The 22897-nt window shown below is 57.4% G+C and carries 21 protein-coding genes and 1 pseudogene; 13 read left to right on the top strand and 9 right to left on the bottom strand.

The annotated features are described in order from the left end of the window. The first annotated feature begins 163 nt into the window (after nt 1–163). Nucleotides 164–472, top strand: coding sequence for a hypothetical protein (locus tag ACYZTR_RS09110; RefSeq protein ID WP_461969692.1), 309 nt, complete (start codon nt 164–166; stop codon nt 470–472). 64 nt (nt 473–536) lie between these two features. Here ACYZTR_RS09110 and ACYZTR_RS09105 read toward each other — a convergent pair whose 3' ends face one another. Together ACYZTR_RS09105 and moaB are read right to left on the bottom strand one after the other, a co-directional pair. Next, a complete protein-coding gene (locus ACYZTR_RS09105) occupies nt 537–1763 on the bottom strand; it encodes a molybdopterin molybdotransferase MoeA (protein WP_461978180.1) in 1227 nt (408 codons plus the stop codon). Then, on the bottom strand, nt 1747–2286 hold the full coding sequence (gene moaB / locus ACYZTR_RS09100) for a molybdenum cofactor biosynthesis protein B (protein ID WP_461978178.1): 540 nt from the start codon (nt 2284–2286) through the stop codon (nt 1747–1749). Before moaB ends, ACYZTR_RS09105 begins: the two co-directional genes overlap by 17 nt. A gap of 81 nt (nt 2287–2367) precedes the next feature. Between moaB and mobA the strand changes: the two genes are divergently transcribed. Both mobA and ACYZTR_RS09090 read left to right on the top strand, forming a co-directional pair. Further along, on the top strand, nt 2368–2970 hold the full coding sequence (gene mobA, locus ACYZTR_RS09095; protein ID WP_461978176.1) for a molybdenum cofactor guanylyltransferase MobA: 603 nt from the start codon (nt 2368–2370) through the stop codon (nt 2968–2970). 76 nt (nt 2971–3046) lie between these two features. Further along, on the top strand, nt 3047–3268 hold the full coding sequence (locus ACYZTR_RS09090; RefSeq protein WP_461978174.1) for a YgdI/YgdR family lipoprotein: 222 nt from the start codon (nt 3047–3049) through the stop codon (nt 3266–3268). Nucleotides 3269–3320: 52 nt separating this feature from the next. On the opposite strand, the pseudogene ACYZTR_RS09085 reads toward ACYZTR_RS09090, so the two are convergent. The 4 genes and pseudogenes from ACYZTR_RS09085 to ACYZTR_RS09070 all read right to left on the bottom strand — a co-directional run. Then, nucleotides 3321–4237 (bottom strand): annotated as a pseudogene (locus ACYZTR_RS09085) (IS4 family transposase); the annotation flags it as partial. 203 nt (nt 4238–4440) lie between these two features. Beyond that, entirely contained in the window at nt 4441–5331 is an 891-nt protein-coding gene (locus tag ACYZTR_RS09080; protein ID WP_461978172.1) for a pseudouridine synthase, read from the bottom strand. Nucleotides 5332–5402: 71 nt separating this feature from the next. Next, entirely contained in the window at nt 5403–5720 is a 318-nt protein-coding gene (locus tag ACYZTR_RS09075; RefSeq protein WP_008145883.1) for a hypothetical protein, read from the bottom strand. Between the two features lie 147 nt (nt 5721–5867). After that, a complete protein-coding gene (locus ACYZTR_RS09070) occupies nt 5868–6104 on the bottom strand; it encodes a glutaredoxin family protein (protein ID WP_461978170.1) in 237 nt (78 codons plus the stop codon). A gap of 212 nt (nt 6105–6316) precedes the next feature. Here ACYZTR_RS09070 and ACYZTR_RS09065 point away from each other — a divergent pair, with 212 nt between their 5' ends. After that, entirely contained in the window at nt 6317–8029 is a 1713-nt protein-coding gene (locus ACYZTR_RS09065) for a cation:proton antiporter (RefSeq protein ID WP_461978168.1), read from the top strand. Here ACYZTR_RS09065 and ACYZTR_RS09060 read toward each other — a convergent pair. Beyond that, the gene (locus tag ACYZTR_RS09060; RefSeq protein WP_461978166.1) at nt 8026–9234 is read right to left on the bottom strand and encodes an ammonium transporter; all 1209 of its coding nucleotides are present in this window, start codon (nt 9232–9234) and stop codon (nt 8026–8028) included. The genes ACYZTR_RS09065 and ACYZTR_RS09060 overlap by 4 nt on opposite strands. Before the next feature lie 326 nt (nt 9235–9560). Between ACYZTR_RS09060 and ACYZTR_RS09055 the strand changes: the two genes are divergently transcribed. The 9 genes from ACYZTR_RS09055 (at nt 9561) to ACYZTR_RS09015 (ending at nt 21399) form a co-directional block, all read left to right on the top strand. After that, entirely contained in the window at nt 9561–9875 is a 315-nt protein-coding gene (locus tag ACYZTR_RS09055; protein WP_282380109.1) for an ElaB/YgaM/YqjD family protein, read from the top strand. Nucleotide 9876: 1 nt separating this feature from the next. Further along, nucleotides 9877–10266: a phage holin family protein gene (locus tag ACYZTR_RS09050; RefSeq protein ID WP_461978163.1), complete on the top strand. Its 390-nt coding sequence runs from the start codon at nt 9877–9879 to the stop codon at nt 10264–10266. Further along, on the top strand, nt 10263–10604 hold the full coding sequence (locus tag ACYZTR_RS09045; RefSeq protein WP_461978161.1) for a hypothetical protein: 342 nt from the start codon (nt 10263–10265) through the stop codon (nt 10602–10604). The genes ACYZTR_RS09050 and ACYZTR_RS09045 overlap by 4 nt, the downstream gene beginning before the upstream one ends. 128 nt (nt 10605–10732) lie before the next feature. Next, nucleotides 10733–11896: an EAL domain-containing protein gene (locus tag ACYZTR_RS09040; protein ID WP_461978159.1), complete on the top strand. Its 1164-nt coding sequence runs from the start codon at nt 10733–10735 to the stop codon at nt 11894–11896. A 68-nt stretch (nt 11897–11964) separates the two neighbouring features. Then, on the top strand, nt 11965–13293 hold the full coding sequence (locus ACYZTR_RS09035) for a deoxyguanosinetriphosphate triphosphohydrolase (protein WP_461978157.1): 1329 nt from the start codon (nt 11965–11967) through the stop codon (nt 13291–13293). A gap of 183 nt (nt 13294–13476) precedes the next feature. After that, entirely contained in the window at nt 13477–13869 is a 393-nt protein-coding gene (locus ACYZTR_RS09030) for a response regulator (protein WP_461979630.1), read from the top strand. Nucleotides 13870–14121: 252 nt separating this feature from the next. Next, nucleotides 14122–14748, top strand: coding sequence for a response regulator (locus ACYZTR_RS09025; RefSeq protein WP_449644135.1), 627 nt, complete (start codon nt 14122–14124; stop codon nt 14746–14748). 8 nt (nt 14749–14756) lie between these two features. Then, nucleotides 14757–18401 carry a transporter substrate-binding domain-containing protein gene (locus ACYZTR_RS09020; RefSeq protein WP_461978155.1) on the top strand — a complete coding sequence of 1215 codons (3645 nt, stop codon included), beginning with the start codon at nt 14757–14759 and terminating at the stop codon, nt 18399–18401. Nucleotides 18402–18450: 49 nt separating this feature from the next. Then, nucleotides 18451–21399, top strand: coding sequence for an HD domain-containing phosphohydrolase (locus tag ACYZTR_RS09015; protein ID WP_461978153.1), 2949 nt, complete (start codon nt 18451–18453; stop codon nt 21397–21399). On the opposite strand, the gene ACYZTR_RS09010 is transcribed toward ACYZTR_RS09015, so the two are convergent. Together ACYZTR_RS09010 and ACYZTR_RS09005 are read right to left on the bottom strand one after the other, a co-directional pair. Next, nucleotides 21400–21882: a GAF domain-containing protein gene (locus tag ACYZTR_RS09010; protein WP_461978151.1), complete on the bottom strand. Its 483-nt coding sequence runs from the start codon at nt 21880–21882 to the stop codon at nt 21400–21402. It lies immediately after the preceding gene. Beyond that, nucleotides 21879–22769 (bottom strand): ATP-binding protein, encoded by an 891-nt coding sequence (locus ACYZTR_RS09005; protein WP_461978149.1) that lies wholly within the window; start codon nt 22767–22769, stop codon nt 21879–21881. Before ACYZTR_RS09005 ends, ACYZTR_RS09010 begins: the two co-directional genes overlap by 4 nt. Nucleotides 22770–22897: the final 128 nt, after the last annotated feature.

Genomic DNA, 22897 nt, shown 5'->3' with positions numbered 1-22897 from the left:
GAAAAAATTTGAATTATTTGACGACTAGCCGCATGGCGTCCTACAAGGCGGGACTTTTTCTTACAAAACCTGAGGAATCGGCTCAATTGACCGGCAAGTGCGATTGGTACACCTTGGCGTCTGCGGTTATCAAACATCAGCAGGAAACACACAGGGACGTGCCATGCAAAGCCATGAAATCAGGTCACCGGTCATTCCGGTCGTACCGCTCGCAGAAAAACGCGCCAATCATCAAGCTGAATTCAAAGTCAGCGCTAAACCCACTGGAGAAGTTGATATGGAACCTCGCGTCGTTGAATTGGAGACACATCTCAAATACATCCGACGAGACATGGATGAAGTCCGTAGTGACGTCAAATCCATCAAACACAGGCTTGCCTATTCGGCTGGCGGAACGACCGTAGTCATCGGGCTTCTGGCCTGGATAGCCAATAGCCGTTTTGACCAGGTCGTGACACTCCTGGCTCATTGAGGGTTAGCCATGAACGCAAAACCCGGTTCGATCAACCGGGTTTGCGGCAAGCCTGCGGCCGGAATCAGCTCAGGACTTCGCTCAGCGGGATAAAGCTAACGCAGTCACCTTCGATCAGCGTGCGATCCTCCAGCACCTCAACCAGACCATCGGCCCAGGCGGCGCTACGCAGTACACCAGAACTCTGATTCTTGTAGATGATTGCCCGGCCATTCTCCAGACGTCCACGCAAGTACTCGCGTCGATTGCCTGCTTTGGGCCAGGCAAACCCTGCCGGCACCTGGAACTTCAGGGGCTCAACCTCTTTTACGCCCTGTCGACGCAAGAGATAGGGCCTTGCCAACAAAGCAAAGGTCACCAGGGTCGAGGCGGGATTGCCGGGCAAACCAATCACAGGTACGCCGCGAAAATGCCCGAATGTCAGCGGTTTGCCTGGTTTGATGGCGAGTTTCCACAACGTCAACTCGCCCTCTTCACGCAAGGCAATGCCCAGAAAGTCCGCCTCTCCCACCGATACACCACCGGTCGACAGAATCAGGTCGACATCCTTCAATTCACCAAGGCGAGCGCGAGTGGTTGCTAAATCATCCGGAAGAATACCAGCATCGATCACCTCACAGCCCAAGCGGTGCAACCAACTGCAAAGCAACACACGATTGCTGTTGTAGATCTGTCCCGGCCCCAGAGGCTGACCCGGTTCAATCAGTTCATCCCCGGTGGACAGAACAGCGACACGAACCTTGCGTATCACGTCCAGCTCTGCACATCCCAGCGATGCAGCCAGCCCCTGTTCGATCGACCCTAGGCGCGTGCCGGCTGGCAGAATCAATTCACCTACAGTGGATTCCTGGCCTTGAGGGCGGATGTTTTGTCCTGAGGACATGGTTTCGGTGAAACGGACTCGCTCATCCGCCTGAACCTCGGTGTTCTCCTGCATCTCGACGCAATCAGCACCTGCTGGAACTGGCGCACCGGTGAAGATTCGTGCACAGGTGCCGGGTTTCAAGGGCTCCGGAGCCTGTCCGGCAAAAATCTTCTGGCTGACCACCAGCGGCTCTCCAGTCCAGTCAGCCGTGCGCAAGGCATAACCGTCCATGGCACTATTGGGCCAAGGTGGTAGATCAAGCGTCGAGACCAAATCATCGGCCAGCACGCGGCCCTCGACCTGCGCCAATGGCAAGCGTTCACGCTCACGAACCGGTGAGCCTTCAGCCATTGCCAGCAAGCGTGCCAGTGCCACCTCGACAGCCAGTAGACTACCCGTCTTTCCTGGCTTACCCGCGGGATTCACAGGGTGCCGCCTGTTTGAGATGAGCGACGAAATTGCACGGGCGGTGCCGCGAATCGAGCTGCTCGGCAAGAATGGCATCCCAACCGGTACGCACGGCATTGGTCGAACCCGGCAAACAGCAGACTAGCGTGCCATTGGCCAAGCCGGCCAGGGCACGGGACTGAACAGTAGAGGTACCGATATCCGCCACCGATATCTGCCTGAACAGCTCACCAAAACCGTCGACCTGTTTGTCCAGCAGGCAACTCACCGCTTCCGGAGTGCTGTCGCGTCCAGTGAAACCAGTACCGCCAGTGATTAGCACGACCTGCACGACATCGTCGGCAATCCAGTTGGCGACTTGCGCACGAATTTTGTAGAGGTCATCTTTGAGCAGAATACGGGCCGCAAGGTTATGACCAGCGGCACTCAACCGGTCGACGAAGACCTGGCCTGAGGTATCGGTTTCCAGGGTACGGGTATCGCTGACCGTCAGCACCGCGATGTTGAGCGGCGCAAAAGGTACATCAGCCTTGGCTGTCATAGGCTCATCCAGTTGTAGGAGAAACAGCCCGGTGTTATATCACAGCGCCTCATTTTTTCGCCGCCCGCATGGAGACCTGCCATGACCTCAAAGACACTTTTGCCGCCCTGTTCCATTCTGCTCCTGGCAGGAGGACGTGGCCAACGCATGGGCGGTCAGGACAAAGGGTTACTGGAATGGCACGGCGAGCCACTGATTGCCCACTTGCACCGCAAGACCCGCTCGCTGAGCGATGACCTGATCATCTCCTGCAACAGAAACCTGGAAAAGTACGGGCCCTACGCCGACCAGCTGGTTCATGACGAAGAAGGCGACTTTCCAGGCCCCCTGGCCGGAATTCGCGCAGGCTTGAAGGTCGCCCGCCATGCGCATCTGCTGGTGCTGCCTTGTGACGTACCGCGCATCGATGCCGCGCTGCTCAATAGCATGCGCGAAACCGCCAGCCAGCACCCGGACCAACCGCTGATGCTGCGCCATGGCGAACACTGGGAACCCTTGCTGTGCATTATCCCTGTGGCACTCTTGGCAGATTTCGACATTGCCTGGAACGACGGCGAACGCAGCCCGGGTCGCCTCATGCGCAAACTGGGCGCTACTGCCCTGCAATGCCCCGACAAAGACCCCCGCCTGGCCAACCTCAACACACCAGAACTATTAAGTGCCCACATCACTGTGTCAGACTGACAGGAGAAGGAACTTGCGCGCGCTGTACACGTCTCAAGCTCAGTAACCAAAAGAATTCATATTCGGAGACACACTCATGACTCAACGGACCCTCGCCACTTTCATGCTCGCACTGGGCCTCGCTACCCTCGCCGGTTGCGCATCGCCTACAGTGATCACCTTGAATGACGGTCGAGAAATCCAGGCTGTCGACGCGCCAAATTTCGATAAGGATTCGGGTTTCTACGAATTCGAACAACTGGATGGCAAGCAGACCCGCATCAACAAGGATCAGGTTCGTACCGTTAAAGAGCTGTAATTTTTGCGGTGACAACCGGATATGGAAAAGCCCGCTTTATGCGCAATGCTGTTCACTTAAGCGGAGCAGCCTTGCGGTTAACTGGATACCGGGTTTTTGACATCTTCACCGCCCTAGGCCTTGCCGGTCTGGGGCGTTTTGTTATGAAAAGCACACCGATGCTGCCGCGAAGGTCCTCCAGACGTCTTGGTGTGTGTGACGGCGACACTGCTCCAGCCATGACCACCAGATGGCTGGCGATGTGCCGACAGGCAAATTTGAAACTCACTTCGCTCGGCGCTCGCTTGTGAGCAACAGCAGCCTGACTGGCTTCCCGACGTACCACGTTGTAAGCCAGTAACAGTCCCCACAACTCTTGATACACCAGATCCACGGTCTTGCTGCGCAGGGTCAAGGCATTGTCTTGCTCGAGCTTTTGATATCCCTGAAACCCAACTCGATTTCCCACCGCTCGTGATAAAGGGTCGCGACCTTTTCGGCGCTGAAGTGTGAAGCCGGCAGTGAGGTGAAGACGGTCTTTTCTTTTCCTTCGACCTCGTAGGTAACGGCCCGTACCTGCCAGTACTCAGGTAAAACCGGATTCTTTTTACGCGCCTGCGGCGAGACCTTCATCTGCACCAGATAATCGCCATCGCCATAATGTTCAACCTCCGTTCGAACCGTCCCCTTGCGTTCCGGGATCATCCAATGCCTGTTTTCCTCAACGTTTTGAATACTCAACAACAAATCTGCGCTGAAAAAACCTTTGTCCAGTAGTGTCACCGAGTGGCTGGGTATGCTCTCTACAAAGTCCCTGGCCAGTGGGATTTCCCCCTTACGGTAGGGGCTGATGGCAGCATTGGCGATGATGTGAGAACGGGCGTTCATCAACGCAACAAGACGCAGCACCGGGTACGGAGTCTGGCGATCAGAGGAGGTGTTTCCTGAGCCAAAGTGTTCCCGCAATGGTGGCGTTTCCGCTGTTCGGAACCTCAAGGCGTGAGAGTGGCTGTTCAGCGAAGTCCAGAACAGCGCTTAAATCCTGAGCAACAGACATAAAAAATCCGGAATCCTTATCAGATTCCGGATTTTCCTGCTGCCTGAGGATTAGTCAACAATCCTTAAGTGAACAGCATTGCGCTTTATGCGGGCTTTTTCGTGGCTGAAGATCAGCAGATTTGCTGAACTCGCGATCACCACTGCAGGGTGATGGTACTTTCGAATACTCTTTCCTGGCCGGTGACCGGATCCACAAACCGTAGCCCCTGAGCGAGCAGTTTCAAAGGATTGGCGTAGTCATCCTCAACATCCTTGAGTACCTGCGGATAAAACGGGTCGTTGCAGATACTGGCGCCCAAGGCAGTCATGTGCACCCGCAACTGATGTTTCTTGCCCGTTACCGGGTAAAGCGCATAACGCCAGAGGTCACCGTTTTTCTCCCTGACCTCGACTGCCGTCTCGGTATTACTGACGCCAGGACCTTCCTGCATGCGGAAGAAAGGCTCGCCATCGATGAGCCGGCTCTTATGGACCAATGGAAAAGAGCGTTCAGGCAACGCTCGGGCAATTGCCTCGTAGCGCTTTTCGATCTGCCGCGTAGGAAACAACGACTGATACGCCGAGCGGCTCTGAGGGTTGGCGGAAAACAGCACCAGCCCCGCCGTGTGCCGGTCAATGCGATGCAAAGGCACCAGGTGCGGGTTATCGAGTCGACGGATCAACCGTCGCAACAGGGTCTGCTCCACGTATTCACCCGCCGGAGTCACTGGCAGAAAATGCGGCTTGTCCGCCACTACCAGATGCTCATCCGCGTACAGAATCGACTCAACCACCGGGATCGGCTTTTCGTCCGGCACTTCGCGAAAATAGTGAATCCGCAGGCCTTCCTTGTAAGGTAAGTCCAGGGCGATTGGCATGCCATGCCCATCAAGCACACGACCGCGGGCGATTCTGTCCAGCCATTGTTCACGGCCGATGGCACTGAAGTGTTCGCACAGACAATCGAGTACGGTCTGCCACGGGCCAGGCGGCAAGTAGAGCGTGCTGGCCTGGTTGTGTGCGGCAGAAAAAGATGAAGTGGACATACGAAAGCTCTAACCCTCAATACAGGGCGGCATTATCCAACAGCGGCCGGAACGAACCTAGAAGAGAATCTTCAAGCCGGTATCTGCGTGCGCGCTGCCGCTTCGGTGAATTCCTTGAGCCAGCGCAACACATCGACCGCTTCCCAGCGACCGGGATCATAAAGCGCGTACAACAACCCCTGATAACCCACGACATCCAGTTGCCGGTGATAGCCCGCGCGCTGGAACAAGGCTTCGATTTCAGCGAAACAGGTATTGAAATGCAATTTGTTGAAGGGGGTTTTTCCTTCTGTCACCAGGCCATCCAGACGCAATTCGAGGACAGCCTCGCGTACCACGTCCGCCGACATCCGGTTCACGCTGTTCTTCAATTGTTCGACATTGACCACGATTCATCCCTCTCACGCCCGGACTGCCTACGCAAGGCAGGCATTACGGATAACTGTATGCGCATACAGTATCCGAACAGCACCGGTAAAGCCAAGGGGATCAATCGCAAGTTCGACAGGCGGGAACACCGTCACCGCAAAAACCGCTTAACTGAGGAACGCCACTACCTGATCGGCACTAAACGGCCAGTCCAGCTCAGCACCAGTATCGGCCCGCCGTAATACCGGAATACGCAGACTGTAGGCTTCGAACCATGTTTCATCGGCAGCAATGTCCACCAGTTCCACCAGCAGACCGTTTTCGACAAATTCCATCAGCATGGCTTCAGCCACTTCACAGAGATGACACCCAAGGGTGCCGAACAGCTGACATTCAGGAGGCATGACCATAAGACCCGGCAAAGTAGGCGTTCATTCTAGGCCCGCCATGAAAAGCAGTCGAGCCAGTGATCCGGACGTCTGGACCAAAGCCGGGTTTCAAGAGATTTCGGCAACTCCCTGACGCACATCAATCGGCCTGAACATCACTTGCGACATGCTCGCGGTTTTTTTTGCCTCTACGCTTGAGTGGCCAGCGTCCATCACCGGAGTTTTTTGTGTTCGCCAACCTGTTGATCATCCTCGCCTCCTCCCTGGTGGTGATTGCACTGTTCCAGCGCCTGCGCTTACCACCGGTGTTGGGCTACCTGTGCGTGGGACTGATGATCGGGCCGACGGCGCTCGACTGGATAAATGAAAGCGAAGAGTTACCAGACCTCGCAGAGTTGGGCGTAGTGTTCCTGCTGTTCTCCCTCGGGCTGGAGTTTTCCCTGTCAAAAATGCTCGCATTGCGCCGAGTGGTGTTCGGGCTTGGCAGTCTGCAGGTGTTGTGCTCGGGAACGCTGTTGGGCGGTTTGCTGATATTGCTCGGCATGCCCATCACGCCTGCGCTGTTACTCGGCGCCGGCCTGTCGCTGTCTTCCACCGCCATTGTCAGTAAAGAGCTGGGCAGTCTTGGCGAGATTTTCAGCAGCCACGGCCAGAATGCCATCGCCGTGTTGCTGTTCCAGGACATCGTGGCTGTATTGCTGCTGACCCTGGTGCCAGTGTTCGCTGGCAGCAGCGATCAGGCCTGGTATTGGGCGCTGCCAGTGACGCTGGGGAAAACCGTCGTATTGTTCGTCGGCCTGCTGCTGGCCAGTCGCTGGGTGCTGCCGCGGCTGTTCCATGAAGTGGCGGCGGCCCGTTCCGCGGAACTGTTCGTGCTCCTGGCGCTGGTCATTGTGCTGCTGACAGCGTGGCTGACTCACCTGCTCGGTCTCTCCCCTGCCCTGGGTGCGTTTCTCGCCGGCATGCTGCTGGGGGAAAGCCACTACCGGCATCAGATCGAGGCCGACATCCGCCCGTTCCGCGACATCCTGCTCGGGGTGTTCTTCGTCAGTATCGGCATGTTGATCGACTTGCAGTTGTTCGCCAGCCACGGCTTACTGATCCTCGGCCTGACCCTGGGATTGTTGCTGATCAAGGGCAGCGTCGTTGCGCTGCTGGTCAAATGGCGCGGCAGCGATGGTGAAACCGCCTGGCGCAGCGGCTTGGCATTGGCCCAGGGCGGCGAGTTCTGCTTCGCGCTGATGGCACAGATGCAGCTGAACAAACTGATGCCCGCCGACCTCGGCGGCCTACTGCTGGCGGCGACCTTCTGTTCGATGCTGGTCACGCCGTTGCTGCTGCGCGCCGCGCCTCGTATCGCCACACACGTGCACCGCAAACCCAACGAAGAAGCGAAACTTGAAGAAATCAGCGCGCTCAATGCCGGGTTACACCGCCATGTCGTGATATGTGGCTACGGTCGCGTCGGCCAGTCCATCGGCCGTTTTTTACGCCATGAGCATCAACCCTACATTGCGCTGGACAGTGATCCGGTGCGAGTCCAGGAAGCAGCCGTCGTTGAAAGCTGTGTGCATTATGGCGACTCCCGTCGCGGCGAACTGCTGGTTGCCGTAGGGCTGGAGCGCGCAAGGCTGTTGGTGGTTGCCGTCGACAAACCCGACATCGCCCTGCTGATACTCAAGGAGGCACGCCGCTTCAACCCGACGGTGCCGATCCTGGTGCGCACCCGCGATGACAGTCAGTTGGCCGAGTTGAAAGCGGCCGGTGCCAGCGAAGTCGTGCCCGAGTTGCTGGAGTCCAGCCTGATGCTCGCCTCTCATGCGCTGATCATGCTCGGCTTGCCCGGCCAGCAAGTGCAGGACCGGGTCGATCAGGTGCGGCATGACCGCTATCGCCTGCTGCACGGGTTTTATCCCGGTGCTGACGATGAAGAGAACTAGTCCTGGCTCACGGCGCCAATCTTGTGCACCGACAAGTCCGCACCGTAATACTCTTCTTCCTGACTCAGGCGCAGACCATGGAACGCCTTGATCACGCCATACACCGCAAAACCACCGGCCAGCGCCACGACCACACCGAGCGCGGTGCCGATCAACTGACTGATCAGACTCACGCCACCCAGACCACCCAATGCGCTCTGGCCGAAGATACCGCAGGCGATCCCGCCCCATACACCACACAAACCATGCAACGGCCAGACGCCCAGCACATCGTCGATATGCCATTTGCCTTGTGCAGCGGTAAAGCACCAGACAAACAATGTGCCGGCGATGGCGCCAGTCACCAGCGCACCCACCGGGTGCATCAGATCGGAACCGGCGCAGATCGCCACCAATCCGGCCAGCGGACCGTTATGCAGAAAGCCTGGGTCATTACGCCCGACGATCAGCGCCGCCACGGTTCCACCGACCATGGCCATCAGCGAATTCACCGCCACCAGCCCGCTGACACCTTGCAGGGTTTGCGCGCTCATCACGTTGAAACCGAACCAGCCGACGATCAGAATCCACGAACCCAACGCCAGAAACGGAATACTCGACGGCGCGAACGCCACCAATTTCCCATCGCGATACCGCCCTTGACGTGGCCCGAGCAACAACACCGCTGCCAGGGCCAGCCAACCGCCCATGGCGTGGACCACGACCGAGCCGGCGAAGTCATGGAAGCTGGCGCCAAAGCGTTCCAGCAACCAGGCTTGCAGGCCAAAGTTGCCGTTCCAGATCATCCCCTCGAAGAAGGGGTAGATGAACGCTACGATCAATGCCGTTGCGCACAACTGAGGGCCGAACCGGGCACGCTCGGCGATCCCCCCGGAAATGATCGCGGGTATCGCCGCAGCAAAGGTCAGCAGAAAGAAAAACTTCACCAGTCCATAGCCATGATCAGCATTGATCACAGCCGCCGGCTGCATGAAGGTCACCCCATAGGAAATCCAATAGCCTATAAAGAAGTAGGCCAGGGTCGAAATGGCGAAATCGCTGAGGATCTTCGACAAGGCGTTGACCTGGTTCTTTTGTCGAACCGTGCCGACTTCGAGAAAGGCGAAACCGGCGTGCATCGCCAGCACCATGACCGCGCCGATCAGAATGAACAACGTATTGGAGCTATGGACCAGACTGTCCACAGCGCTTTGCAGATTTTCCATGGTTGGCAGACCTTACGGCTGAAAAAAGCACCAAAGCAGTTCGCGCAGACAATTCATGCACCAAGTTGCGACTTGCCGGAATCAAGGAGCCGATCGCGGCGAACCGCTTTGGCGCACAAAATTCATGAAGGCAAATCAAGACCCGGACGTCTTGCGCGAGTTTTGATTGTTAGAGTGAAGGTTTTCCTGAAATCATGCCCGGCAACAGCGCAACGGCGCAGGCAGATGCACCACGACGTAGCAAAAGTTGTACCAGTCATTTGTACTGAACCTTCACGCAAGGCTCATACTCGAAAGCAACAGACGCCACTTACGGAGATCCACCAATGGCCAGCATCAAGGCAAAGACTGCTCAAGAGATCCTGATGAACGATTTTCAGACACTGGTCAGCGACACCGAACGGTTGCTGGAACACACCGCATCCCTGGCCGGCGATCAGGCCGATGAGTTGCGCGAGCAGATCCACGACAGTCTGTTGCGTGCCCGGGAAACCTTGAAATTGACCGAAGATTCCCTGCGCGAACGCGGCCAGGCAGCCGTCACCGCCACCGAAGATTACGTTCAGGCAAACCCATGGCAATCGGTCGGCATCGCGGCTGGCGTAGGTTTTCTGATTGGTTTGCTGGCAACGCGGCGCTGATATGGCGATCGGCGAATCCGGCTCGTCCGCGACGGGCACAAGCTCCTCACCGCGGCGCCTGGGTGCCGCTTTTCTTGGATTGCTGCACAGCCATGTCGAACTGTTCGGCATCGAATTGCAGGAACAAAAAGCGCGCACTGTAAGCCTGTTGCTGTTTGCAGGCCTGGCGCTGGTCTTTGCCTTGCTGTTACTGGTGGGGTTGTCGACGCTGGTGATGATCCTGTTTTGGGATACCTATCGCCTGCCCGCTATCATCGCACTTTGCGTGTTCTACACCCTTGCCTGCATCTTCTGCGGAATGCGCTTGAGAGCGGCGATTTTCGATGAGTCCTCACCCTTCCACGGCACTCTGGAAGAGTTGGCCAACGATCGGGAGCGCCTGCTGCCATGAACCTGCCTGAACTGCCTCACAACAGCTCGCGCACAGAAATGCGCAAGGCGCTGATCCGCCTGCGCATGGAAATGCATCGTCAGGAAATCCGCCACGAATCCCGGGCATTGCTGCAACCCTTGCAGCGCGTGCGCGGAATGACGCAAAACCTGCACGATGGTTTCGGCATCAAGCACGCCCCACTCTGGGGCATGGCAGCCGTCACCTTGCTGGGCTTCTTGACTGGCAAGGGCGCCAAGAGCGGCGGCGTCAGCAGCCTGACTCGACTGGTTCGCCTGGGCACCACGCTGGGGCCATTGATCAAGTTGGTCATGCAAGGCTCTTCGCGCAAACATTGATCAGCCGCTATCTGGCTGCATTCTTGCAATACCACCGGGATGAACCTCTCTATCGAGGGGTTCAATCCTGCATGCCTACCCGGTAACCAGGATTAATCCCAAGAACAAGACCTTACTAAGGAGGCCTCGTGATCGACGGGCAACCGCTCGCCTGCTTTCAGCCGTTCATCGATACCGCCACCGGCCGTATCGCTGGCGTCGAGGCACTCGGCCGATTGCGCCACGCTAACGGCCAACTGGCCTCGGTGGGGCCGCTGTTCGCTGACCCGCGAACGCCCGCTATCGCGCTGCGTCGGTTGGATCGCCAGATCCGCGATAACGCACTGAGCCGTCTGCATGAAGCGCCATCGGATTGGTTTCTGAGCCTGAACATCTCCCCGCGCTGGATCAACCGTTTGCGGCCAGACCAGCCGTTGCCGAGCCTCAAGCAATTGAGCAGGCACAACGTCGACGCGCAGCGAATCGTCTTCGAGATCACCGAACTCGGTGGCGACATCCAGCGCCTGGCCGAAGTGGTAGCGCGTTACCGGCAAGCAGGCGCGCGGATCGCCATCGATGATTTCGGCGCCGGTGACTCTCAGCTCGATCGCGTACTTGCGTTGCAACCGGACATTCTCAAGCTCGACATGCGCTTGTTCCAGGCCGCTGCGCTGGGTGGGCCGAGCAGCGACGTGGTCAAGGCGCTGGCACAAATGGCGGAGAAAACCGGTTGCTGGATCATCGCCGAAGGGGTGGAAACCGAAGCTCAACTCAATTTTGCCCTTGAGTGCGGTTCGCGCTATGTGCAGGGTTTTCTGTTCGCCCGGGCGCAAGCCGACTTCTTTGTCACCGACGCCTTTGTCGAGCGCTTCGCTCAACTGCGTCAGCGCTATGTTCAGCAGAAACTGGCTGAACGCGGCCGCCTGATGATCATGCGCCAGCAACTCAGCGAGCTGATGGCGATCCTGCAAGAATGGGCTCAGGCGCGTGCACCGCTCAGCGCCTTGCCACAACTGGATGCATTCCCCTGGCTGTTGCGCTTTTATCAATGCGACCGCCACGGCACGCAGCTGACACCCAATCTTGAGTGGCGCAATAACGGCTGGGAGGCTGACAACCGTTACCTGGGCCACAACTGGTCATGGCGTCCCTATTTCTATCACCTGCTGGCAGAGGGTTGGGATGAGCGCAGGCTGACGCTTTCCAACACTTACCGCGATGCCACCAGTAACCAGTACTGCCTCACCGCCGGGCAATTTTTCGATAACGGCGAGCGACTGCTGCTCATCGATATTGATGCCGTCGGGCTGTAGTTCCACTTGCAGACACCGGTGCGAAACGGGAAGCTAGCGGCTCAGTCACCTGACGGAGAGAACCAGCCTTGGATTGGCAAACCCTGCTTACCCGCGAACGCCTCGGAAAGCCTCTGCACAGCCCGGAAGAACTCGGCCGCAGCCCTTTCCACAAAGACCACGACCGCATCATTTTCTCGGGGGCATTCCGCCGTCTCGGGCGTAAGACCCAGGTCCATCCAGTCACCAGCAACGATCATATCCACACGCGCCTGACCCACTCGCTGGAAGTCAGCTGCGTCGGCCGCTCGCTGGGCATGCGCGTTGGCGAAACCATCCGCAGCGCCCTGCCCGACTGGTGCGAGCCCAGCGACCTGGGGATGGTGGTGCAATCGGCTTGCCTGGCCCATGACATCGGCAATCCGCCCTTCGGTCACTCCGGCGAAGACGCGATCCGCCACTGGTTCCAGCAAGCCGCCGGCCGTGGCTGGCTGGATGCAATGAGCGAAGTCGAACGCAATGACTTCCTCAACTTCGAAGGCAATGCCCAGGGCTTTCGGGTACTCACCCAGCTGGAATATCACCAGTTCGACGGCGGCACCCGACTGACCTACGCGACTTTGGGTACTTATCTGAAATACCCGTGGACGGCAAAACACGCCGATTCGCTGGGCTACAAGAAGCACAAATTCGGCTGCTATCAGAGCGAATTGCCGCTACTGGAACAGATCGCCCACAAGCTCGGTCTGCCGCAACTCGAGGAACAGCGCTGGGCGCGCCATCCGCTCGTGTATCTGATGGAGGCTGCCGATGACATCTGCTACGCGCTCATCGATCTGGAAGATGGTCTGGAGATGGAGTTGCTGGAGTACGCCGAAGTCGAGTCCCTGTTGCTGGACCTTGTGGGTGACGATCTGCCGGAAACCTATCGCCAGCTCGGTCCACAGGATTCGCGTCGGCGCAAACTGGCGATCCTGCGAGGCAAAGCCATTGAACACCTGACCAACGCCGCAGCCCGCGCCTTTGTCGAGCAACAGGACGCGTTGCTGGCCGGCACGCTGCCTGGTGATCTGGTGGAGCACATGCACGGTCCTGCCAAGCGTTGCGTACTGAATGCCAAGGACATGGCGCGCAAAAAAATCTTCCAGGACAAGCGCAAGACCCTGCATGAAATCGGTGCATACACCACGCTGGAGATCCTGCTCAACGCCTTCTGCGGCGCGGCACTGGAACAGCATAACGGTCAAACGCCGTCCTTCAAGAGTCGCCGCATCCTCGACCTGTTGGGCAACAATGCACCCGATCCTCACGGCCCATTGCACACTTCGTTTCTACGGATGATTGACTTCATCGCCGGTATGACCGACAGCTATGCGAGCGAAATGGCGCTGGAGATGACGGGTCGCTCGAGCCACTGATAAGACCGGTGAATCAGCCATTACGCCGCCTGCAATGGTTGATTTACCGCTCAAAAACCCAAGTGCACTCAACGTTCGTCGAATCCCCCTACAACATGTGCTGAGCTAACTGATCGATTATTCAGTAACCTCGCGAAATAATCCCGCTTCCCTCGGTTCGACAGAAGAAGCGTGAATAATCCAATGCTCAAAGACGATCTGCGCATCTTGCTGGTGGAAGATCACCCCTTTCAACTCAAGGCGACTCAATACTTGCTTGAGAGTTATGGTTTCACCCAACTGACCACCACCGACAGTGCCGATGGCGCGCTGCAACAAATGTTAAAGGCTGTGCAACCATTTGATATTCTTTTATGCGATCAATGTCTGCCCGACCTCTGCGGGCTCGATCTGGTCAACTTTGCCAGCCACCGGGGGATGATTAGACAGGCAATTCTGTTAAGTAGCCTGACCTCCGCTGAACTGGGCGAACTTAAAAAAATGGCCAACGAACACGGGCTGCCCTTGTTGGGTTATTTGATCAAACCGCTAAAACAATCAGAGTTTAGAAAATTATTGACCCTGGCCTCACTGTAAAAAGCGCACTCCAACGGTACTAAAACCCAGCACAAACACAATTCAAACGTGCAAATCAATACTTCTACCACCTCGACTAACGCTCAACAAACTTCGCCCTTCTTCATAAAAAATCCAGTTGATACGTAGTCCTATTCTTCTTCATCTGTAGGAATCATCCTATATTGCCGCTACAGGTCCGTCAGTTCATGCGTCACCTCAACCATCTGAGCTAATGTGCGCGCTTTATTTGAGCTCGTATGGGATTTGATTATGAACTCCGTTTTTATTGTCGACGATCACCCGGTCATCCGCCTTGCCGTCAGAATGTTGCTTGAACATGAAGGTTACAAAGTCGTCGGCGAAACTGACAATGGCGTCGATGCCATGCAGATGGTTCGCGAATGCACGCCCGACCTGGTCATTCTCGACATCAGCATTCCCAAACTGGATGGGCTGGAAGTTCTCGCCCGATTCAACGCAATGAGTACCCGTCTCAAAACATTGGTGTTAACAGCACAGTGCCCGACTCTTTTTGGTATTCGTTGCATGCAATCCGGCGCATCAGGCTATGTGTGCAAACAGGAGGATTTGAGTGAACTGGTCAGTGCTATAAAAGCCGTATTGTCAGGTTACAACTATTTTCCAAGTCAGGCCTTGAATCCTGTTCGCAGTGATGACGCGCGCTTTGCAGACCTGGAACTGTTCAAGTCAGTCAATGACCGAGAACTGATGGTATTGCAACTCTTTGCCCAAGGCCGCACCAACAAGGAAATTGCCAAAGGTATGTTTCTGAGCAACAAAACTGTCAGCACTTATAAAAAACGCCTCATGCAAAAACTTAAAGCCAAATCCTTGGTTGAACTCATCGATATGGCCAAACGTAACGCGCTAGTGTGAGAGACGGGATGCCCAGTCGTATAAAGGATTATCTGACACTGATGGCCGCCGGTTTATGCCTGAGCACCTCAGTGCTCGCTGCGCAGACCGTCAGCGAGAACTACACCCTGCTCAGTCGCTCAATGCCCGGACACCAGGAAGTCCAACTGGATAAATCACAACGACAATGGATCAAGAATAAACGGGAACTGATCCTTGGCACGTCAGCCCCGGACTACCCCCCTTTCGACCTGACCACCAGTGGTCACGACTACGAAGGTTATACCGCCGATTACGCGGGCATTCTGGGTACATCAACCGGTTTGCCAATCAAGGTTCTGCGCTTTGCGTCCCGGGAGGCCGCAATCGAAGCACTCGAAAACGGCAAGGTCGACTTGCTGGGTAGCGCCAATGGATTCGAAGCGCATAACGCCGACATTGTACTTTCCACACCCTACGCCGTAGACCAGCCGGTTCTGGTGACACGCGAAGGAGAAACCAGATCCTTGGCCGATGGCCTGGCCGGTCTACGGCTGAGCATGGTGTATCACTATTTGCCGCTGGAAGAGGTCAAGGCAATGTATCCGAGGGCGATCATCACGTCCTTTCCGTCCTACCAGAATGCGATCAATGCAGTGGCCTTCGACCAGGCTGATGTTTTTCTGGGTGACACTATTTCCACCCATTACATGATCAACAAGGGCTATCTGAACAACATCCGCATGGCCAACTTCGGCAAACACGAAGCCCACGGTTTCAGCTTTGCCGTGCGCAAGGACAACCCGCAATTGCTCGGGGTCATCAACGCAATGCTCAGGGCGATCCCCACCAGCGAACGCGATAACATCGCCAAACGCTGGAGTGCCGGCAGTGACATTCTTCTCACCGATCAAAAACTGCAGCTCACCCACAACGAAGAACGCTGGCTGGCACAACATCCGGTAGTCCGCGTAGTGGTCAATGAGGCCTTTGCGCCGCTGACGTTTTTCGACAGTAATAACAACTTTCGCGGGGTTACCGCGGACTTGCTCGAGCTGATCAGATTGCGCACCGGGTTGCGTTTCGACGTCCATCGCAGCCGCAGTGATGACGAGATGGTCGAGCAGATCAGGAACAAAAAAGCCGACTTGATCGCCGCCTTGCTCCCCAGCGCACAACGTGAAACGACGTTGAACTTCACCCGCCCCTATTTGCAAAACTCCTTTGTCCTGCTGACTCGCAAAGCCGCCGACAGCCCGACAAGCCTTGCGCAGTTGCAAGACAAACACCTGGCCATCGCCCAAGGCAATCCCCTGGTGGATTACCTGCGCAGCGAGTTTCCACGGATCAAGCTGATTGAAACACCAGACGCGTTCAGCGCCGTGGAGTGGCTGGCCGAGGGCAAGGCAGACGGCGCGGTGAACTCACTGGTGATTGCCAACTACTTCATCTCATCGCGGCTCTTCGAGCACACACTTCAAATCAGTACCACCATCGGTACCCGCCAGGCCGCGTTCTCTCTGGCCACAGGCCGAGATGCCAAAGAACTGAATTCCATCCTCAACAAGGCACTGCTGAGCATTGCGCCGCAAGAGCTGGGCATCATCAACAGCCGCTGGCGTGGCTATTCGGCGTCCTCGCAAAGTACCTGGCGCCTCTATCACCGACTGTTCTACCAAATCATTATCGGTTCCGGGGTGCTGCTGCTGATTTCTTTTGCCTGGAACGCTTACATGCGTCGCCAGATAAAGCAGCGTCAGGCGGCCGAGCGCGCGTTGAACGATCAACTCGAATTCATGCGATCGCTGGTCAACGGTACGCCTCATCCCATCTACGTACGCGATCGCCAAGGGCTACTGCAAAGCTGCAACGACAGTTACCTGGAAGCCTTCTGTGCGGAACGTGAAGACGTCATCGGCAAAAGCGTCATGCAGGGCAACATGAGCAATGCGTTCGAAGCCCGGGAATATCAGGCCGATTACCAGCGTGTCGTGGCCGAGGGCATACCGCTGATTCTCGACCGCGCGTTGCACATCGGCGGCCGCAGGCTGACGATTTACCACTGGATTCTTCCCTACCGTGATTCGAGCGGTGAAGTGCAAGGCATCATCGGCGGCTGGATCGACATCAGCGAACGGCGGCAACTGTTCGATGAGCTGCGCTGCGCGAAAGAGCGCGCCGATGAAGCCAACCGGGCCAAAAGCACGTTTCTGGCGACCATGAGCCATGAGATCCGCACCCCGATGAATGCGGTCATCGGCATGCTCGAACTGACGCTCAAGCGTATCGATCATGAGCACCCCGATCGCCCCGCCATCGATGTGGCGTACAACTCGGCGAAGGATCTGCTGGAACTCATCGGGGACATTCTCGACATTGCACGGATCGAATCCGGGCGTCTTAGCCTGAGCCCTGAACGCGTCAATCCAAGTGAAATCGTGACCTCGGTCGTGCGGGTCTTCGATGGACTGGCGCGCCAGAAAAATCTCCACCTGCTGCTGGAATTCCGCCCTGCCACTCCAGAGTTTGATGTCCTGTTGGACCCGATGCGCTTCAAGCAGGTGCTGTCCAACCTGGTCAGCAACGCCATCAAATTTACGGAGCAGGGCCAGGTCAGGGTCATCGTCGACCTGCAGCCCACCGCCGAACCCGAGCGGGTTCAGATGCTGTTGCACGTTCAGGACAGTGGCACAGGCATCAGCGAACAGGATCAGCAGCGCTTATTCGAACCCTTCGCTCAAGCCGATAACTGCGCACAATCAGACAGAGGTGGCGCAGGACTGGGTCTGGTGATCAGCCGCAGCCTGTGCGAGATGATGGGTGGCAGCCTGCGATTGAGCAGCCAGTCAGGTGTGGGCACCCAAGTCGAGGTTTCATTGCACCTGGCAACACTGCCATTTGAGCAGGTGCCGGAGACTGTTGAAGCGCACATACACACCACGGCGACCCCCTTGAACGTTCTGGTGGTCGACGATCACCCGGCCAATCGCTTGCTCATGTGCCAGCAACTGGAGTTTCTGGGGCATCGATTCAGCGTCCAGGCGGATGGCGAAGCGGGATACGAGGCGTGGAAAGCAGAGCCGTTCGATCTGGTGATTGTCGATTGCAACATGCCGATCATGAATGGATACGAACTGGCCCGCGCCATTCGCCGACAGGAACAACAAACGCAACGCCCGCCCTGTACCGTTCTGGGTTTTACCGCCAACGCGCAACCCGAAGAAATACAACGCTGCAAACAAGCCGGGATGGACGACTGCCTGTTCAAGCCCCTCACCCTGACAGCCTTGAGTCAGTGGGTTGAAGGCATCAGGCCGACCGTCCGCAATCCGGCGTTCAGCCTGCAAGGGCTGCGTCTTTTGACGGGTGGAAATCCGCTATTGGACCAGCGATTGTTGGCCGAACTGTTGAACAGCAACCGTTTGGACCGACAAGAATTGCTGGCCCTGTCCCTATCCAAAGACCCACAGTCATTTCTCGACGTCGCCCACAAAATCAAGGGCGCCGCCCGAATCGTCCAGGCCTCCCGAGTGATCGACAGCTGCGAGGCGCTGGAAAAGGCCTGCCATGAAATGTTCCATCACGACGAGGTGGCCGATTGCAGCAAGACTATCGAGCGCGCCATGCTCGAACTGGAGCAAGCCTTGCAGCAACAGATTGGCCGAAACGACAACAGCAGAATGGCAGAGCCTTAACTATGCTTGGACGCTGAGCAGTGTGTTAACCATCATGGAGAGACCTGCAATGCCCAGCCCACTGCGCCCGGATCAACGGCGGTTTCCCCTGCACGTCCATATCAGCGTGATGTTCACTCTCCTGTTGATGCTGACTGGAGTGGTGCTGGGCATTTTCAACTACCGGCAAACCACGCAGATCATTCTTTCCAGTAGTGAAAAGCTCTTCAACCGCATCGAGCAGGACGTTCGCCTTGACCTGCACACCACCTATGAGCCGATTCGTCACCTGCTGAGCCTGTTGGCAGATTACCGGGCGACGCAGGCACCTGACTTGGAGCAACGCCTGGCGTTGTTCAAACCCTTCAGCCAGTCACTCAAGGACAACCCCAACCTGGCCTCGCTGTATCTGGGCTACGGCAATGGTGATTTCTTCATGGTTCGGCCCTTGCGAACCTCCGGTCTGAAAACGCTTCTCAATGCCCCGGACACTGCGGCTTATCAGGTGTGGAGCATTGAGCGAACCGGCAACAACGGAAAGGTCCGCTCCCAATCACTGTTTTTCGATCAAGATCTGACCCTCATCAGTCGCCAGGACAATCCCGACGAAACCTACGATCCGAGAACCCGCGCCTGGTATGCCAACGCCCGCAGCGACAGGGATCAGATCACCACCGAACCCTACATTTTTTTCTCCACCCACGATGTCGGCACCACCCTGGCCCGGCGCAGCGGCGAACAAGCCGTCATGGGCGCCGATCTGACCCTGGCGGAACTCTCCGCGACCCTGGCCAATCATGTGGTGACCCCCAGCACCGAAATCGTGCTGATCGATGCCGAAGGCAATGCCATTGCTTATCCCGACAGCAGCAAACTGATCATCGACGATCAGACTGCCCGCCTGATCAAAGCCGCCGACCTGAGCCCCAGCCTCGGCGCGCTGCTCAACAATCCCCCCGAAGGTAACCGCCTGGGTGTCGCCGGTCGTCAATGGATCGTTGCCCGCAGCAGCATGCAGGAGGGTGGCCCCCAGGGACTGCAACTGGCGCTGCTGGTGCCGGAAGATGAATTGCTCGTCGATGCCTACCGCATGCGCTGGCAAGGCGCGCTGATTACCCTTGCGACGCTGTTGCTGTGCCTGCCGCTGGGCTGGCTGACCTCTCGGATTCTGGTTAAACCCCTGCGCGCGCTGGTGCGGGAGGCCGATGCGGTTCGCAGTTTCGACTTCAACTTTCCGCCCTCACGTCGCTCTCCCGTGCTCGAAGTCGACCAACTGAGCGTGTCGATGACGCGCATGAAAGATACCTTGGCGAGTTTTTTCCAGATCACCGAAAGCCTGAGCGCCGAGGTCCGTTTTGCCCCCTTGCTGGAACGCGTGTTGTTTGAAACGGTGAAAATCGGCCAGGCCCAGGCCGGTCTGATCTACCTGCGCGAAAGTGATGGCGATCACATGGAGCCGCAGGGTCTGGTCATCAATGGCATCTCACAGGCGTTGCCGTCGTTTGATCTTCAAGGACACGAACTCCAGGCTCCGCAAAGCCCTGCATGGCTTCTGCAGCTGGCGGATGCCGACAACGTCGTCACCACGCTTGGTTTCGAACAGGCCGGGGATTTGCAAAAGGTGCTGCTTGCACTGGAGTGCCCCCGCGTTCATCTGATCGGTATTCGACTGCACAATCGTCATAACGAAACCGTGGGCCTGCTGATCCTGCTGTTGGCCGATACCGGCAACCAGAGCGATCTGGAAAAACTTCGTCCAGACCGCATCGCGTTCCTCCAGGCCGTATCCGGCGCGGCCGCCGTGAGTATTGAAAGTCAGCGTCTGCAAGCCAGACAAAAACAACTACTGGACGCCTTCATTCAACTGCTGGCCGGTGCGATTGACGCCAAAAGCCCCTACACCGGCGGTCACTGCCAGCGAGTGCCGGCGCTGACCCTGATGCTCGCCCAAGCCGCTGCGGCCAGCCAGGACCCGGCCTTCAGTGGCTATCATCCCACCGACGATGAATGGGAAGCGCTGCACATCGCGGCCTGGCTACACGATTGCGGCAAGGTCACCACTCCGGAATACGTGGTCGATAAAGCCACGAAGCTGGAAACGCTTAACGACCGCATCCACGAAATCCGTACCCGTTTCGAAGTGCTCAAGCGCGATGTCTGGATCAACTATTGGCAAGCCATGGCCCTGGGCGGTGACGAGCAATACCTGGCCGAACTGCGCAATGCCACTCTGGCGGGGTTGGACGATGACTTCGCGTTCATTGCCCGCTGCAACCTGGGTGGCGAGGCGATGGCCGAGTCCGACCTGCAACGCCTGCACAGCATGGCCCAGCGCACCTGGACCCGAACACTGGATGACCGGCTGGGCGTTTCCTGGGAGGAGAACCGGCGCCAGGTGCGAACCCCGGCACCGGCATTGCCGGTCAGCGAACCATTGCTGGCGGACAAACCCGAGCACCTGTTCGAACGACCCGAAGCCGAACTGATTCCGGATGATAATCCCTGGGGGTTCAAACTCGATGTACCGCGCTACAAGTACAACCGGGGTGAGCTCTACAACCTGAGCATTGCCCGAGGCACCCTGACCCACGAGGAGCGTTACATCATCAATCATCACATGGTGCAGACGATTCTGATGCTCAGCCACCTGCCCTTCCCAGGCCACCTCAACAACGTCGCGGAGATCGCCGGCGGCCATCATGAAAAAATGGACGGCACCGGCTATCCCAAACAATTGAAGCGTGAAGAAATGAGCCTGCCGGCTCGGATGATGGCGATTGCCGATATTTTCGAAGCACTGACCGCCGCCGATCGCCCCTACAAGAAAGCCAAGTCGTTGAGCGAAGCGCTGGGCATCATGGCTACCATGTGCCGGGACGCCCACATCGATCCTGAGTTGTTCGGGCTGTTCATCAACGCACAAATCTATTTGCAGTACGCCGATCGATTCCTCGATCCCCAACAAATCGATGCGGTTGACCCGTCGAGCCTGCTGGTCAAGGCAGGCTTGAGGGCATGATCAGCAGTCGGTCAGGCGCAGGAAAATCGCCGCCAATTGCTCGATACCGGCCTGATCTTCAGCGGTAAAACGCGCCAGATTCGGGCTGTCGAGGTCCAGCACGCCAATCAATCGACCGTCCTTGACGAGTGGCACCACCAGTTCGCTGTTCGACGCGCTGTCGCAAGCGATGTGTCCGGGGAACGCGTGCACGTCCTCGACCAACTGGGTCTGCAAGGTCGCCGCCGCAGCCCCGCACACGCCCCGACCGAATGGAATCCGCACGCAGGCGATCTGCCCTTGAAAAGGGCCGAGTACCAGTTCTTCGTTGCGATTGAGGTAGAACCCAGCCCAGTTCAGGTCATCGAGTTGGTTGTACAGGAACGCCGAGAACTGCGCGGCGTTAGCGATGAAATCCCGCTCGTCCGCCAGCAATGACTCCAATTGCGCCCACAGCATGCCGTAGCCTTCGAGGCCTTGGCCGCTTTGCTGTAAATCGATCATGCCTTGTGCTCCAACAGCTTCAGCCCGACCCAGTAGCGGGCAAATTGATACGCGCAACGTCCGTTGCGATTACCCCGGCCCGTGGCCCAGCGCACCGCGAGGATCTCCAATTCCTCGTCTCGTTGCCACTTGAGGCCCGCCTTGTCGGCCAGTTGACCGATCCAGTGTTCGACGACGTTGAGGAAGTGTTCCTGGGTAAACGGGTAGAACGACAGCCATAATCCGAAACGGTCCGACAGCGCAATCTTGTCTTCCACCGCCTCGCTGGGATGGAGTTCGCCGTCGACCCTTTTCCAGTTTTCGTTATCGCTTTGCTTTTCCGGTACCAGATGGCGACGGTTGGAAGTGGCGTACAGCAAAACGTTATCCGGCGCCTGTTCGAGAGAGCCGTCGAGCACGCTCTTGAGCACCCGATAGTCACCCTCACCCGATTCGAACGACAGGTCATCGCAGAACAGCACGAAACGCTGGGGCAGCCTGGCGATTTGTTCGACCACTCGCGGCAAGTCTGCCAGGTGATCGCGTTCGATCTCGATCAGCCGCAATCCCGCCTTGGCGTGTTCCGCCAGCAAGGCGCGAACCAGCGACGATTTACCGGTGCCGCGCGAGCCCCAGAGCAACGCATGGTTTGCCGGCATGCCGTCGAGGAACTGTTGAGTATTTCGCCCCAGTTGCTCCAGTTGCCGGTCGACGCCGATCAGGTCGGACAAACGCATGTCGAGGCTGACTTGCAGCGGCAGCATAAAACCACTGCGCCCCTCGCGCTGCCAGCGTGCAGCCAGGCAGTGGTTCCAGTCGATGACTTGCCGAGGTGCGGGCAGCAGCGGTTCGATACGGGCCAAAACGGCATCGGCGCGTTCAAGAAAAGCATTTAATCGGGAATCCACGTCTTCTCCTCGGGCACGTTCACAGTAATGATGGCGATACAACGACGAAACACAGCGCTCGGTGTCCGGCTCATCCCTTTGCACAAGGGCTCGCGAGAACATCGGTATCCATGCATGATCGACTAAGC

It is taken from the genome of Pseudomonas sp. Hz4, from assembly GCF_054898165.1.
The sequence above is the reverse complement of the archived record's forward strand: the minus strand, read 5'-3'. Positions and strand labels throughout refer to the sequence as shown.

Excerpts from the sequence above, each read along its gene's own strand:
- ACYZTR_RS09110 (WP_461969692.1), top strand. The coding sequence starts at position 164 with ATGCAAAGCCATGAAATCAGGTCACCGGTCATTCCGGTCGTACCGCTC.
- moaB (WP_461978178.1), bottom strand. The coding sequence starts at position 2,286 with ATGACAGCCAAGGCTGATGTACCTTTTGCGCCGCTCAACATCGCGGTG.
- mobA (WP_461978176.1), top strand. The coding sequence starts at position 2,368 with ATGACCTCAAAGACACTTTTGCCGCCCTGTTCCATTCTGCTCCTGGCA.
- ACYZTR_RS09090 (WP_461978174.1), top strand. The coding sequence starts at position 3,047 with ATGACTCAACGGACCCTCGCCACTTTCATGCTCGCACTGGGCCTCGCT.
- ACYZTR_RS09080 (WP_461978172.1), bottom strand. The coding sequence starts at position 5,331 with ATGTCCACTTCATCTTTTTCTGCCGCACACAACCAGGCCAGCACGCTC.
- ACYZTR_RS09070 (WP_461978170.1), bottom strand. The coding sequence starts at position 6,104 with ATGCCTCCTGAATGTCAGCTGTTCGGCACCCTTGGGTGTCATCTCTGT.
- ACYZTR_RS09060 (WP_461978166.1), bottom strand. The coding sequence starts at position 9,234 with ATGGAAAATCTGCAAAGCGCTGTGGACAGTCTGGTCCATAGCTCCAAT.
- ACYZTR_RS09055 (WP_282380109.1), top strand. The coding sequence starts at position 9,561 with ATGGCCAGCATCAAGGCAAAGACTGCTCAAGAGATCCTGATGAACGAT.
- ACYZTR_RS09050 (WP_461978163.1), top strand. The coding sequence starts at position 9,877 with ATGGCGATCGGCGAATCCGGCTCGTCCGCGACGGGCACAAGCTCCTCA.
- ACYZTR_RS09045 (WP_461978161.1), top strand. The coding sequence starts at position 10,263 with ATGAACCTGCCTGAACTGCCTCACAACAGCTCGCGCACAGAAATGCGC.
- ACYZTR_RS09030 (WP_461979630.1), top strand. The coding sequence starts at position 13,477 with ATGCTCAAAGACGATCTGCGCATCTTGCTGGTGGAAGATCACCCCTTT.
- ACYZTR_RS09025 (WP_449644135.1), top strand. The coding sequence starts at position 14,122 with ATGAACTCCGTTTTTATTGTCGACGATCACCCGGTCATCCGCCTTGCC.
- ACYZTR_RS09020 (WP_461978155.1), top strand. The coding sequence starts at position 14,757 with ATGCCCAGTCGTATAAAGGATTATCTGACACTGATGGCCGCCGGTTTA.
- ACYZTR_RS09015 (WP_461978153.1), top strand. The coding sequence starts at position 18,451 with ATGCCCAGCCCACTGCGCCCGGATCAACGGCGGTTTCCCCTGCACGTC.
- ACYZTR_RS09010 (WP_461978151.1), bottom strand. The coding sequence starts at position 21,882 with ATGATCGATTTACAGCAAAGCGGCCAAGGCCTCGAAGGCTACGGCATG.